This window comes from Tsuneonella litorea, from assembly GCF_025154015.1.
GTDB lineage: Bacteria > Pseudomonadota > Alphaproteobacteria > Sphingomonadales > Sphingomonadaceae > Tsuneonella > Tsuneonella litorea.
The window spans coordinates 77,914-90,600 of the sequence record NZ_JAOAMV010000007.1 but is presented as its reverse complement, the minus strand read 5'-3'; the positions used below and the strand labels follow the sequence as shown (position 1 = coordinate 90,600).

Genomic DNA, 12,687 nt, shown 5'->3' with positions numbered 1-12,687 from the left:
GCATTGTTGCACTCGAACTGCGGTGATGCGTAACTTCCTGTCATTGGACAGGGGAGTTCCGATCAATGACCGACCATCGCTCTAGACTGCTCGCCGGGGCCGCCGCCATCGTGCTTTCCGGCTTCGCCGCGCAACCCGCTTTCGCCCAGGATGCCCTGGATGCCGCGCAGGCCGAACAGGCACCCGATGCCAGCACGATCGTGGTCATCGGCACCCGCCGGACCGACCGCACGGTTACCGATTCCCCCTCGCCGGTCGACGTCATCGGCTCCGAGGAACTCGTGGGCCAGGCGACGGCCAACGTGATGGACGCGGTGCGCAACGTCGTGCCGTCGTTCTTCGTCGGCCAGAACACCATTTCCGACGCGTCGACCTTCGTCCGCTCGCCGTCGCTGCGCGGCCTTCCGGGCGACGAGACGCTCGTGATGATCAACGGCAAGCGGTTCAACCGCTCGTCGCTGGTGCAGGTCTACGCGGGTGGCGACACCGCCTTGTCGTTCGGCTCGCAGGCGCCGGACATCTCCTCGATCCCGTCGATGGCCATCGGCAACCTGCAGGTGCTGCGCGAAGGCGCGACCGCGCAGTACGGATCGGACGCCATCGCGGGCGTGTTCAACTTCGGCCTCAAGAACCAGCCCGGCCTCGAAATGCAGGCCAAGTACGGCCAGTATTACGAGGGTGACGGCGAAAGCTGGCAGCTGGCCGGATACGGCGGCGTTGCCATTGGCGATACCGGCTACCTCAGCGTGACCGCCGAGTACACCGACGACAAGGGCACCAGCCGCGGCGCGCAGCGCCCGTCGGCGGTCTATTTCACGCAGACCTTCCCGACACTTGCCACGCAGCTGCCCAACTATCCGGGCCCGGTGCAGATCTGGGGCTCCTCGCCCCGCCATGCCTTCAAGGCGGTGGTCAACGCCGGCTTCGACGTGTCGGACGCGGTCCAGTGGTACGCTTTCGGCAACTACGGCGACAGCCATGCCGACCAGAGCTTCAACTATCGCGAGTTCGCGGCGTGGAGCGCTGAACGGTTCAACGGCACCTCGACCTCGGTCGGTGGCGGCAATGCCAACTCGGCCTTCGCCCACCCGGTCTATCTGACCCCGTGTCCGGCCAACAACGCGACCTGCCCGGCAGGCGCGTTCGTCAAGGACACCAACGTCTACAACTTCACCTCGCTCTATCCGGCGGGCTTCACCCCGCGCTTCGTCGGCGACAGCCAGGAACTGTTCGGGTCGACCGGGGTGAAGGGAGAAAACGGCCCGTTCGCGTGGGACGTTTCGGCCACCTACGGCCGCCACACGCTCGACCTGTCGATGTATAACTCGCTCAGCCCGAGCTATGGTCCGCAGAGCCAGACCTCGTTCGAGTTCGGCCGGCTGATCCAGCGCGAACTCAACTTCAACCTCGACACGACGTACGAGATCGACGCCGGCATGGCGAGCCCACTGACCCTGTCGGGCGGCCTCGAATGGCGCCGCGAGACGTACGAGGCGACACCGGGCGACACGCAGTCCTATGGCGTTGGTCCCTTTGCCCTCCAGCGGCTCTACGTGCAGACCGCGCCGGGCGTGTACGCCTTCGACAGCACGGTGACGATGTCGCCGGGCGCCAGCGGCTATGCGGGCACCAACCCGGTCGCGGCGGGATCGTTCTCGCAGAGGAGCTGGGCCGGATACGTCGGCCTCGAAGGCGACATCACACCCGAGCTCAGCTTCGGCGTCGCCGGCCGCTACGAGCACTACAACACCTTCGGCAGCGCGACGGTGGGCAAGGTCAACGCGATCTACCACATCAGCCCCGCGTTCGCGGTCCGCGGCACGGTCGGCACCGGCTTCCACGCGCCTTCGCCGGGGCAAAGCAACGTGCAGATCCTGACCACCTCGTTCGTCCAGGGCAACGCGGTCCAGGTCGGCACCTACCCGGTCGGCAGCGCGATCGCGCAGTACTACGGCGCCAAGCCGCTGACTCCGGAGGAATCGACCAACTTCGGGTTCGGCTTCGTCATCGATCCAGGCAGCGACCTCAACCTGACCATCGACGCCTACAGCATCAAGGTCCGCAACCGCATCGGCATTTCGCAGAGCTTCACCGTCTCCCAGGCCGACATCAACGCCCAGCCGTCGCTGCTCGCGGTCGGCGTCGGCGGGCGCGTGCAGTACTTCACCAACGGCTTCGACACCCGCACGCAGGGCGTCGACGTGGTGGGCACCTATCGCACCCAGCTGGCCGGCGGACCGCTCAACCTGACGCTCGCCTACAACTACAACAAGAGCAAGGTGACCGACTTCGACCCGGGCGTGATCGGGCCGACCCAGCTGATCGATATCCAGTACCTGGCGCCCAACCACCGCGCCACGCTGTCGGCCAACTGGCAACTCGGCGACTTCGCGCTCAATCTCCGCGAAAGCTATTACGGGGAATGGCGCGACGCGAACGACTATCCGATCCGCGCGGGCAATGTGAGCACCGGCGCCATCATCGACGGACAGCACTTCGGCGCGAAGTTCACCACCGACATCGAGCTGAGCTACACGCTGATGGATCACTACACGCTGTCGGTCGGCGCCAACAACCTGTTCGACGAGTACCCGGACAAGATCATCGCGACCGTCAACAACCCGATCTACACTTCGACCGGCAGCATCTCCAACGGGTCGGTCTACCCGCGTCCGGGCGGTCCGTTCGGGATCAACGGCGGGTTCTGGTACGTGAAGCTCGGCGTGAAGTACTGATCGTTTCGCTTCGCGCGAGACGCGCAAAGGAAAGGGCCCCGCCGGTTCGCGCCGGCGGGGCCCTTTCTGTTTCTAGCGGCGAAGCGCGGGGCTTACTTGAGCCCTTCGCCGGTCATGACCGTACCCTCGGCGATGGTCTTTGCGCTCGCGGCGCGGACGTCGTCGGGCGCGGCGACGAAGCCGATCTTCGCCAGCGGGCCGTCCTTGCTCCAGACCTTCGGCCACATGGCGAGGAACTCGCCGAGGCCCGGGATCACGCCCACGTGCGCCTTCTTCACGTAAAGGTAGAGCGGGCGCGCGCCGGGATAGCTGAAGTTCGAGATGTTCTCGTAGGTCGCCTCGACCCCGTTCATCGGCTGGTCCTGCAGCTTGTCGGCGTTCTCCTCGAGGTAGGAGTAGCCGAAGATGCCCACGGCCTTCGGGTTGCCCTCGATCTTCTGGACGATCAGGTTGTCCTGCTCGCCCTGGTCGACGTAGGCGCCGTCGGCGCGCACTTCGGTGCAGAGCTGCTCGAACTTGTCCTTGTCGCTGTCCTTCATCGCCTTCATCGACGGGTCGCTCTCGCAGCCCTTGGTCAGGATCAGTTCCTTGAGCGCGTCGCGCGTGCCCGAGGTCGACGGCGGGCCGTATACGAGGATCGGCGCGTCGGGCAGCGAGGGATCGACGTCCTTCCAGGTCTTGGCGGTCTGGTCCTTGCCGAACGGCTTGGCGGCGAGCGCCTTGTAGACGATCTCGGGGGTCAGCGGCAGCGTGATGCCGCCCTTGGCCGAGGCGAAGGCGATGCCGTCGAGGCCGACCTGGATCTCCTGTATCTCGGTGACGCCGTTCTTCTGGCAGTCCTCGAACTCGCTCGCCTTCATCCGGCGCGAGGCGTTGGCGATATCGGGGTGCTGCGCGCCGACGCCGGCGCAGAACAGCTTCATGCCCCCGCCCGTGCCGGTCGATTCGATCAGCGGGCTCTTCATGCCGGGGTTCGCGGCGACGAATTCCTCGGCGACCTTCTTGGCGAACGGATAGACGGTCGACGAGCCGACCGCGCGGATCGAATCGCGGCTGGCCGAGGCCCCGCCGCCGCTGCCGCCGCACGCGGCGAGCGCAAGGCTCGAAATCGTGGCAATGGCGATGGTCTTGAACTTGGTCATGTCAGGTATTGCCCTCAGGTTAGGTCATGCGCGCCCGCTATCGGCGCGATGTGACACGTGAATGACGGTATTGTTGCCTTATCAGAAATCGATCTGGGCCCGAACGCCGAAGGCGTCGACCCCGTACGAACGGTCCCCTCCGGCGGCGGGGTAGATCGCGTTGTCGTACTCCATCCGTCCGTAGTTGAGGAGGAAACGGGTGTAGTCCGTCGGGGTCCAGATCAGCGAGGCCTGGTAGCCGGCCTGCTTCCCACCGACGATCCCGGCATCGACGAGGTCGAGCCAGTCGTAGCGCAGGTTGACCTGCACCGCACCGAGCCCGCCCTTGTTCACCGGGTTCTTCGGCTTCACGCGGTCAAAGGTCCCGCCCTTGTAGCCGCGCGTGTCGCCGCCGGTGAGGAAATAGCCGACTTCGGCGTACCCGCCCGAGAAGGTCGGATCGCTGAGCGCGCCGGGCCGGTTCAGGTGCTGCCAGTACTGTTCCGCCGCCGCGTGCAGCGGGCCGGAGATCACCGCGGCCTCAAGGCCGTAACCCGTCTCGCTCGAAGCGCCGAGTGTGCCGGTATCGATGAACCGCTGCGAGGTGAAGTGGACCAACGGCCGCTGGCGGTAGCGCACCGTGCTGCCGTCCTGGAGGTCGGCGTAGTGGATCGACCCGCCGAGGTGGAGCTGGGTGCTGCCGCTCTTGGGCATGAAGACGATGCGCCCGTCGGCGCCGCCGTTCTTGTTGCTCAGCGCGTCGATGTTGTCGCTGAACAGGCCCGCCTGCGCCAGGACCGGACCCTTGGCATACTGGACCGACGCGCCGACCCGGCGCTCGAAGCCGAACGCGTCGGTGAACGCAGCGCGTTCGATCATCGAGGTGAATCGGCTGCTGGTCAGTTCTTCCAGGCTCTGGAAATTGTTGTGCTGGCCGATCGAGATCGTCGCCGGGCCGTCCTTGTAGGTCAGGATCGCGTCAGTCACTTCGACCGAATCGGCCACATCGACCTCGAACTTGTAGCCGAATCCGCCGGGCATCGTGCCTTCGACGCCGAGCCGGGCGCGACGGGCCTCGTTGCCGAACCCGTCGGGGCGACCGGTCGAATCGGGCGCGTTGACGAAGCCGACGTCGTATTGCAGCCGCCCGCGCGGCTTGAAGCTCCAGCCGTCCTTGCCCTCGATCTCGGGCGCGCCCTTCCAGGCGATCTTGGTGGCCGGCTCGGCCTTGGCGGCCTCGGTCGCGGCTGCCGCGCTCGCGGTCGCTGCACCAGCCGCAGTCGTCGCCGCCTGCGCCTCGGCCCTGGCGGCGTCGAGCTGCGCCTGGAGCGTATCGATCCGGCTGGCCATGGCCGCCATCTGCGCGCGCATCTGCGCCAGTTCCTGCGCGACGGCGGCGTCGTCCTGCGCGGCGGCGGGCATCGCCCAACCGGCCGAGATCGCGATCGCCAGCGCCGAGATCGTCCGTTTCGTACGTGTCACTTCGATTACCCTCGTGAAGCCTGCGTTACTCTTGCAAGGCGCCCCTATGCGGCTTGTGTGACAGCTGTGTGACGGGTTTGCCGGCGGACGGCCGGGCTACCATTGCATGTAGGCGCTTGCCCGCAACTGGTTGCAACTGTAACGGCACCGGCCGAAGGAGTGCCCCCATGCGCATCGGCTGTCCCAAGGAAATCAAGAACCACGAGTACCGGGTCGGTCTGACCCCCGAGAGCGTCCGTGAGCTGACCGCGCACGGGCACGAAGTGTGGGTCGAGACCGGGGCCGGCATGGGCATCGGCGCGACCGATATCGACTACCAGGCGTGCGGCGCGAAGATCCAGCCCGACGCCAAGGCCGTGTTCGACGGCTGCGAAATGATCGTGAAGGTCAAGGAACCGCAGGCGGTCGAGCGCGCGATGCTGCGCGAGGGACAGGTGCTCTATACCTACCTCCACCTCGCTCCCGATCCCGAGCAGACCGCCGACCTCGTCAGGTCGGGCGTCACCGCCATCGCCTACGAAACGGTGACCGGCCCCGGCGGTTCGCTGCCGCTGCTCAAGCCGATGAGCCAGGTGGCCGGCCGGATGAGCATCCAGGCCGGCGCCACCGCGCTGGAAAAGGCGCACGGCGGACGCGGGGTGCTGCTCGGCGGGGTGCCGGGCGTGCTGCCGGGCCGGGTGATGGTGATCGGCGGCGGCGTGGTCGGCTTCAACGCGGCGCAGATGGCGGTCGGCCTCGGTGCCGACGTGACCATCCTCGACCGGGACCCGGAAGTGCTGGAGAAGCTCGGCATCTATTTCGAGAGCCGCGCGAAGACGCGTTTCTCCAACAAGGCCAACATCGAGCAGATGATCTGCGAGGCCGAGCTGGTGATCGGGGCGGTGCTGATCCCCGGCGCGGCTGCACCCAAGCTCGTGACCCGTGACATGCTCAAGTGCATGAAGCCCGGCGCGGTGCTGGTCGACGTCGCGATCGACCAGGGCGGCTGCTTCGAGACGAGCCGGGCGACGACCCATGCCGATCCCACCTACGTGATCGACGACGTGGTCCACTACTGCGTCGCCAACATGCCCGGCGCGGTCGCCCGCACGAGCACCTATGCGCTCAACAACGTGACCTTGCCGCACGCGCTGCGGATCGCCGAAATGGGCTGGAAGGCGGCGCTGCGCGCCAATCCGCACCTCGCCGAAGGGCTGAACGTTCACGCGGGGAAGGTGACCTACAAGGCGGTCGCCGACGAGCTGGGTTACGAATACCTGCCGGTCGCCGAGGCGATCGCCTGAGCGGCCGTCAGTCGGGCTTCCAGCCGATCTCGACGTAGCGGGCGGACTTGGGAATGTCGGTCACCGCCTCGTTGATGGTCACCGTCTCGCCGGGCGCGAGCTCGGGCTTGGGCGAGGCGATTTCCCAGGTGTAGACGATCCGGTCGCGCGCATCGCTGAGCACGATCAGGATCGAGGGCACCTTGCGCGTCTCGCGCCCGACGTTCTTCACCGTCCCGCTGGCGCCGAAGTATTCGGTGCCGTTGGGCAGGGTCCGGCGCTCCTGCTGGTCACGCGGGAAATCGAGCACGAGGTCGGGCTGCTCGATCGCGAAAGTCGGGCGGCTGATCGGCACCCAGTCGGGCAGTCCCCAGTAGCTGACCGCGGCGACCGTGCCGAGCGCGAGCGCCGCGAACAGCGCCGCCGCGATCGTCCACACCTTGACCATGTTGCGGCGCGGGCGGAACGGCGGCTCGTAATCGAAGGCCGAGACTTCCTCGCCGTAATCCTCCTCCTCGGGAATGGGGGCAGGCTCCGCCTCCACCACCGTCGGCGCGGCGGGACCGGCGGATTCCGCCCGTTCGGGCTGCGCCGCATCGGAGACAGTGCCCGCTGAAGCGGGCGGGGGCGGAGCAGCCTCGGGCGCGGGCGCAGGTTCCTGCCGTGGTCCCGGGTCGGAACGCGGCGGCGGGGGCGGGACCGGCGGTGAAACCGGGATGGTCGCCTCCGCGGCCGGTGAGGGTGCGGGTGCGGGTGCTGCTGCTGGTGCTGGTGCCGGCCCTGGTGCGGCAAGTTCGAGTTCCGGGCCATCCTGGAACCAGCTGTGGCGGCACTTCGCGCAGCGCACGGTTCTGCCTTCTGCGCCTATGGCGCTGTCCGGCACGACGTAGCGCGTCGCGCAGGCGGGGCAGGCGATGATCATTGCGGGCGAGAATCTGGCTCATGCCGGGATACGGCACAAGAGTCGCAGCGGGCAAGTTGCGCCGCAGATGGCTTTTTTCCACACCGAAGCGCGGCTATAGCCCCCGCGGCGATGCGCAACCTTCCCTTCCTCCCCGGACGTTCGCGCCCGCAACCGCGGCCGCAGCCGTGAGCGGCGTTCCAGGCGGCGCGGCGGGCGACATCGTCACGTTCGACAACGTGGGCCTCCGATACGGCGCCGACCGCGAGGTCTTGAGCGACGTTTCGTTCACGCTGCACCCGGGCGGATTCTACTTCCTCACCGGGGCGAGCGGGGCGGGCAAGACCTCGATGCTCAAGCTGCTCTACCTTGCCCAGCGCCCCTCGCGCGGGGCGATCCGGATGTTCGGCACGGACGTGATCACGCTGCCCCGCGAACGCCTGCCGCGCTTCCGCCGGCGGCTGGGCGTCGTGTTCCAGGATTTCCGCCTGGTCCCCCACCTGTCGGCGTTCGACAACGTGGCGCTGCCCCTGCGGGTGTCCGGCGTGCGCGAAGGCGAGCTGCGCCAGCCGGTGACCGACATGCTCGAATGGGTCGGCCTCTCCGAACGGCTCGACGCCCGGCCCGCGACGCTTTCCGGCGGCGAGCAGCAGCGCGTCGCCATCGCCCGCGCCGTCATCGGCCGCCCCGACATGCTCGTCGCGGACGAACCCACCGGCAACGTCGATCCCGACATGGCGCTGAAGCTCCTTCGCCTGTTCGAGGCGCTCAACCGGCTCGGCACTACGGTCGTCGTCGCGACGCACGACGTCCACCTGCTGCGCAAGGTGCCCGATTCGCTGATCATGCGGCTCGACAAGGGGCGCCTGAGCGATCCGACAGGCGCCTTGCGCTTCCCGCCCCGGCGGGCGCAACGGCCGATCGAAGACGGCGACTTCGCATGAAGAAACCACCGGTTCTCGCCCACGCCGTCGCCCGCAGCCTGGTGCCGTTCCGCGGCAGCCGCGCAGCCCAACTGGTGCCGCACGCCCGCCTCGCCGGGCCGATGCCGTGGGTGATTGCGATCATGGTCGCGCTGACGACGATCGCGGCGGCTGGCGGGCTCGCGCTGAGCAACCTTGCCGAAACCGCTCGCGGCGAGCTGTCAGGCGCGGCGACGGTGCAGATCGTCGAGCCCCTGAAATCCGAGCGCGACCGCCAGGCGCGCGCGGCCGAGGCGGCGCTCGCGCGGCTGCCCGAGGTGTCGAGCATCCGGGTCGTTCCCGACCGCGAACTCGACGCTCTGCTCGAGCCGTGGCTCGGGTCGGAAGGCGAGGGCACCGACGCCGTGCCGGTTCCCGCGCTGATCGACGTCGAGCTTCGCGGCCCGGCGAACGACGCGCGGCTGGCCGCGATTCGCGGCGCCCTTGCCGGGCCGGCGCCGGCGGCGCGGGTCGATGCGCAGTCGGCGTGGCTGGCCCCCGTCTTTGCCGCGATCCGTTCGCTCCAGTTTCTCGCGCTCGCGCTGGTCGTGCTGCTCGCGTTCACCAGTTCGGCGGCGGTGCTGCTGGCGGCGCGCAGTGCGCTGGGCGGCAATCGCGGGACGATCGAGATCGTCCACCTGCTGGGCGGGACCGACGCGCAGATCGCGCGGATCTTCCAGCGTTCGGTCGCGTTCGACGCGGCAGCGGGCGGGGTGGTGGGCCTCGCGCTGGGCATGGCGGCGATATTCGTGCTCGGACGGCAGTTCTCCGCGCTCGACTCGGGCATGGTGGCGGGCGGCGGGCTCGGCCCGGTCGACTGGCTGCTGATTGCGACAATCCCGCTCGCCGGGGTCGGCATCGCCATGCTGACCGCCCGGCTAACCGTGCTCGGCGCCCTGAGGAAAATGTTGTGATCGCCCGTTTTGCCGCCTTCGTCGTGATCCTCTACGCGTTCGGTTTCCTGTGGTTCGCCGCCGCGCTGCCACAGCCCGCGGGGGACGCGAAGACCGACGCCATCGTGGTGCCCACCGGCGGGCCCGGAAGGATCGACCGCGGGCTCGAGCTTCTTGCGCGCAGGCAGGCGCGCGAATTGCTCGTCACCGGAGTCGACCGCGAGGTGAAGCCCGCCGAATTCGCCGCCCAGTACAAGGTTTCGGCCAGGACGATGGCCTGCTGCGTCACGCTCGGCTTTGCGGCGGTCGACACCCGCAGCAACGCCGCCGAGACCGCGGCCTGGGTCCGCCACCACAAGGTCCAATCGATCCGCCTGGTGACCACCGACTGGCACATGCGCCGCGCCGCGGGCGAACTCGACACTACCCTCCCCGACGACGTCAAGGTCGTGCGGGACGCGGTCCGCTCGCGGCCCCGGCTCGGCATCCTGTTTCTCGAGTACAACAAGCTGATCGCCTCGGTAATCGTCCGGATGCTGCCGGACTGATCGCATGGCCGTGCTGCGCAGCCTCGTCTTCTATCCGGTGTTCTACCTGGGTTCGCTCTGGTACACCTCGCTGTCGCTCGTCGTGCTGCCGTTCGACACGCCGCGCTTTCGCCGCGTCGTGCGCGGCTGGGCGCGGTTCCAGCGATGGTGCGTCACCCGCATCCTCGGCATCGATATCCGCGAAGAAGGCGAGCGGCCGGACTACCCGGCGCTCTACGCGATCAAGCACGAGAGCTTCTTCGAGGCGATCGACCTGCCCGCGCTGCTCGACACCCCGGCGGTGTTCGCCAAGGAGGAGCTGTTCCGAATCCCGCTGTGGGGGGCCTCGGCACGCGCCTATGGCATCGTGCCTGTCGAGCGCAACCAGGGCGCCCGCGCGCTGCGGGCGATGCTGGCGGCGGCGAGGTTCCACGCCGAGGCCGGCCGCCCGCTCGCAATCTTCCCCGAAGGGACCCGCGTGCCGCACGGCACCCGGCCACCGCTGCAGGCGGGCTTTGCCGGGCTCTACAAGCTGCTCGGGCTGCCTGTGGTGCCGGTCGCGGTGGACAGCGGACCGCTCTATCACCGTGCGATCAAGCGCCGCGGGACGATCACCTACCGGTTCGGCGAACCCGTACCCCCGGGCCTGCCCCGCGCCGAGGCCGAGGCGCGGGTCCACGCCGCGATGAACGCGCTCAACCGCCCACTCTCGCCCTAGTCCTCGTGGTCGCTGCGGCCGAAATCGGGCCGCGCGTCGTCCTGGCCCTGCTCCACGATCGAGCGGCGAATGTCGCGCGTGCGGGTGAACAGGTCGTGCAGCGCCGCGCCGTCGCCGCGCCGGATCGCGCGCTGGAGCGCCGTCAGGTCCTCGGTGAACCGGCCGAGCATCTCCAGCACCGCATCGCGATTGGTCAGGAAGACGTCGCGCCACATGACCGGGTCGCTCGCCGCGATCCGGGTGAAATCGCGAAAACCCCCGGCCGAATACTTGATCACTTCGCTGCGGGTCACGTCTTCGAGGTCCGACGCGGTGCCGACGATGGTATAGGCGATGAGGTGCGGGATGTGGCTCGTCACCGCGAGCACGAGGTCGTGGTGCGCCGCGTCCATGATCTCGACGTTGGCCCCGAGCGCCTCCCAGAACGCCGCCAGCCGGGAGACCGCTGCCGGGTCGGCGTCGTCGGGCGGCGTCAGGATGCACCAGCGATGGCGGAACAGGTGCGCGAACCCCGCGTCCGGCCCGCTTCGCTCGGTCCCGGCGACGGGGTGCGCGGGGACCACGATGGCGCCCGGCAGCGCGGCCCGCAGCGCCTCGGTCACCGCGGCCTTGGAGGAGCCGACGTCGCTGACCAGCGCATCCTTGGGCAGGGCGCCGGCGATCGCCGACGCGGCCGCGCCCATCGCGCCGACGGGAACGCAGAAGATGACCAGCTCGGCCTCGGCCACCGCCTCGGCGGCGGTCTCGCAGACGCGGCTCACCAGCCCGCGGATCGCGGCCCGTCGGCGCACCTCAGGGTCGGCGTCGAAGCCGGTCGTCGTGCAGCCGGGCAGGTTTTCGGCGACGGCAAGGCCGACCGACCCTCCGAGGAGCCCTAGCCCGATGACCGCGATGCGCCGGAAGATCATCCGGCGCGCTCGGCCGCCCGGCGGATCGCCGCGGCGACCGCGTCCATGTCCGCGGCGGTGCCCACCGTGATGCGCAGCGCGTGGCCGAGGCCCTGCCCCGGCAGGTGCCGCACCGAGTAGCCGGCCTGAGCGAGCACACCGAGCGCGGCCTCGGCCGTCAGCGCGCCCTCGAACAACACGAGCACGAAATTGCCCTCGCTCGGCAAGGGGCGGATGCCGTGGTTGCCGAGCGCCGCAAGCGCGTCGGTCAGCCGCGCGCGATTGGCCGCGTTCTGCGCGCGGCTGCGCTCGACGAAACCATCGTCGCCGAGCGCCGCGAGTGCCGCGGCCTGCCCCGTGTTGGTCACGTTGAACGGTCCGCGGATACGATTCAGCGCCTCGATCAGGTGCGGCGCGCCCGTCGCCCAGCCGATCCGTTCCCCGGCAAGCCCGTGGATCTTCGAGAACGTGCGCGTGACGAGCACGTTCTCGTGCGCCTCCGCGAGCGCCAACCCGCCGTCGTCCTCGCCCAGGGCGAGGTATTCGGCGTAAGCTTGGTCGAGCACGAACAGCACGTCCTTCGGCAACCCGGCATGGAGCCGCGCGATCTCCTTCGCGGGAAGGTAGCTGCCGGTCGGGTTGTTCGGATTGGCGAGGTAGACCACGCGGGTCCGGTCGGTGATCGCGGCGAGCAAAGCATCGACGTCGCAGCCGTAGTCCGCATCGGCGGTCTCGATCGGGCTTGCCCCGGCGCGGCGCGCGGCGATGTCGTAGACCATGAAGCTGTAGCGGGGGAACAGCACCTCGTCCCCCGGACCCGCGAAAGCGTTCGCGGCGAGTTGCAGCAGTTCGTCCGACCCCGTCCCGCAGACGACGCGCGCCGGATCGATTCCGAACTTCGCGCCGATCGCCTCGCGCAACGCGGTGCTGCCAGGGTCGGGGTAGCGGCACGGCGCCTCGGCACCGGACTTCGCGGCGAGCGCAGCGGGCGAGGTGCCGAACGGGTTCTCGTTCGCCGAAAGCTTGACCAGCGGCTTGCCGTCGGCGCCCGCAGCCTTGCCGGGGACGTAGACGTGGATGCCCTCGATCCAGGGCTTCAGGGTGGGACGCATCGCCATCGCGACAGGCGCATAGCGGCCGCAGCGCCCCTTGCGAACAAAATCCTCCTTGGTGCGCTCGGCATGAGACTTGTTGACAGC

General features: G+C 68.8%; 11 protein-coding genes. 6 read left to right on the top strand and 5 right to left on the bottom strand.

From position 1 onward, the window contains the following. Positions 1–65: 65 nt before the first annotated feature. Positions 66–2,735, top strand: coding sequence for a TonB-dependent receptor plug domain-containing protein (locus N0B51_RS13295; protein ID WP_259963024.1), 2,670 nt, complete (start codon positions 66–68; stop codon positions 2,733–2,735). 92 nt (positions 2,736–2,827) lie between these two features. Here N0B51_RS13295 and N0B51_RS13290 read toward each other — a convergent pair whose 3' ends face one another. Both N0B51_RS13290 and N0B51_RS13285 read right to left on the bottom strand, forming a co-directional pair. Beyond that, on the bottom strand, positions 2,828–3,877 hold the full coding sequence (locus N0B51_RS13290) for a substrate-binding domain-containing protein (RefSeq protein WP_259963022.1): 1,050 nt from the start codon (positions 3,875–3,877) through the stop codon (positions 2,828–2,830). 81 nt (positions 3,878–3,958) lie between these two features. Beyond that, on the bottom strand, positions 3,959–5,338 hold the full coding sequence (locus N0B51_RS13285; RefSeq protein WP_259963020.1) for an OprO/OprP family phosphate-selective porin: 1,380 nt from the start codon (positions 5,336–5,338) through the stop codon (positions 3,959–3,961). A gap of 167 nt (positions 5,339–5,505) precedes the next feature. Between N0B51_RS13285 and ald the strand changes: the two genes are divergently transcribed. Beyond that, entirely contained in the window at positions 5,506–6,621 is a 1,116-nt protein-coding gene (gene ald, locus N0B51_RS13280; RefSeq protein ID WP_259963017.1) for an alanine dehydrogenase, read from the top strand. A 7-nt stretch (positions 6,622–6,628) separates the two neighbouring features. Here the strand turns inward: ald and N0B51_RS13275 are convergent, their stop codons facing one another. Beyond that, positions 6,629–7,522, bottom strand: coding sequence for a zinc-ribbon domain-containing protein (locus N0B51_RS13275; RefSeq protein ID WP_259963015.1), 894 nt, complete (start codon positions 7,520–7,522; stop codon positions 6,629–6,631). Between the two features lie 167 nt (positions 7,523–7,689). On the opposite strand from N0B51_RS13275, the gene ftsE reads away from it, so the two are divergent. Genes ftsE through N0B51_RS13255 form a run of 4 tightly spaced genes read left to right on the top strand, consistent with a single transcriptional unit; the run spans position 7,690 to position 10,601 of the window. Next, the gene (gene ftsE, locus N0B51_RS13270) at positions 7,690–8,445 is read left to right on the top strand and encodes a cell division ATP-binding protein FtsE (protein ID WP_259963013.1); all 756 of its coding nucleotides are present in this window, start codon (positions 7,690–7,692) and stop codon (positions 8,443–8,445) included. Beyond that, on the top strand, positions 8,442–9,377 hold the full coding sequence (locus tag N0B51_RS13265) for a cell division protein FtsX (RefSeq protein WP_259963012.1): 936 nt from the start codon (positions 8,442–8,444) through the stop codon (positions 9,375–9,377). The genes ftsE and N0B51_RS13265 overlap by 4 nt, the downstream gene beginning before the upstream one ends. Then, the gene (locus tag N0B51_RS13260) at positions 9,374–9,904 is read left to right on the top strand and encodes a YdcF family protein (RefSeq protein WP_259963010.1); all 531 of its coding nucleotides are present in this window, start codon (positions 9,374–9,376) and stop codon (positions 9,902–9,904) included. The genes N0B51_RS13265 and N0B51_RS13260 overlap by 4 nt, the downstream gene beginning before the upstream one ends. Positions 9,905–9,908: 4 nt before the next feature. Further along, positions 9,909–10,601 carry a lysophospholipid acyltransferase family protein gene (locus N0B51_RS13255; RefSeq protein WP_259963008.1) on the top strand — a complete coding sequence of 231 codons (693 nt, stop codon included), beginning with the start codon at positions 9,909–9,911 and terminating at the stop codon, positions 10,599–10,601. On the opposite strand, the gene N0B51_RS13250 is transcribed toward N0B51_RS13255, so the two are convergent. Together N0B51_RS13250 and hisC are read right to left on the bottom strand one after the other, a co-directional pair. Further along, positions 10,598–11,509 carry a prephenate/arogenate dehydrogenase family protein gene (locus N0B51_RS13250; protein WP_259963007.1) on the bottom strand — a complete coding sequence of 304 codons (912 nt, stop codon included), beginning with the start codon at positions 11,507–11,509 and terminating at the stop codon, positions 10,598–10,600. The two genes, N0B51_RS13255 and N0B51_RS13250, sit on opposite strands and share 4 nt — an antisense overlap. Further along, complete coding sequence (gene hisC / locus N0B51_RS13245; RefSeq protein ID WP_259963005.1) at positions 11,506–12,606, bottom strand: histidinol-phosphate transaminase; 1,101 nt, start codon at positions 12,604–12,606, stop codon at positions 11,506–11,508. Before hisC ends, N0B51_RS13250 begins: the two co-directional genes overlap by 4 nt. Positions 12,607–12,687 lie beyond the last annotated feature (81 nt).

Excerpts from the sequence above, each read along its gene's own strand:
- N0B51_RS13295 (WP_259963024.1), top strand. The coding sequence starts at position 66 with ATGACCGACCATCGCTCTAGACTGCTCGCCGGGGCCGCCGCCATCGTG.
- N0B51_RS13255 (WP_259963008.1), top strand. The coding sequence starts at position 9,909 with ATGGCCGTGCTGCGCAGCCTCGTCTTCTATCCGGTGTTCTACCTGGGT.
- N0B51_RS13250 (WP_259963007.1), bottom strand. The coding sequence starts at position 11,509 with ATGATCTTCCGGCGCATCGCGGTCATCGGGCTAGGGCTCCTCGGAGGG.
- hisC (WP_259963005.1), bottom strand. The coding sequence starts at position 12,606 with ATGGCGATGCGTCCCACCCTGAAGCCCTGGATCGAGGGCATCCACGTC.
- N0B51_RS13290 (WP_259963022.1), bottom strand. The coding sequence starts at position 3,877 with ATGACCAAGTTCAAGACCATCGCCATTGCCACGATTTCGAGCCTTGCG.
- ald (WP_259963017.1), top strand. The coding sequence starts at position 5,506 with ATGCGCATCGGCTGTCCCAAGGAAATCAAGAACCACGAGTACCGGGTC.
- N0B51_RS13265 (WP_259963012.1), top strand. The coding sequence starts at position 8,442 with ATGAAGAAACCACCGGTTCTCGCCCACGCCGTCGCCCGCAGCCTGGTG.
- N0B51_RS13275 (WP_259963015.1), bottom strand. The coding sequence starts at position 7,522 with ATGATCATCGCCTGCCCCGCCTGCGCGACGCGCTACGTCGTGCCGGAC.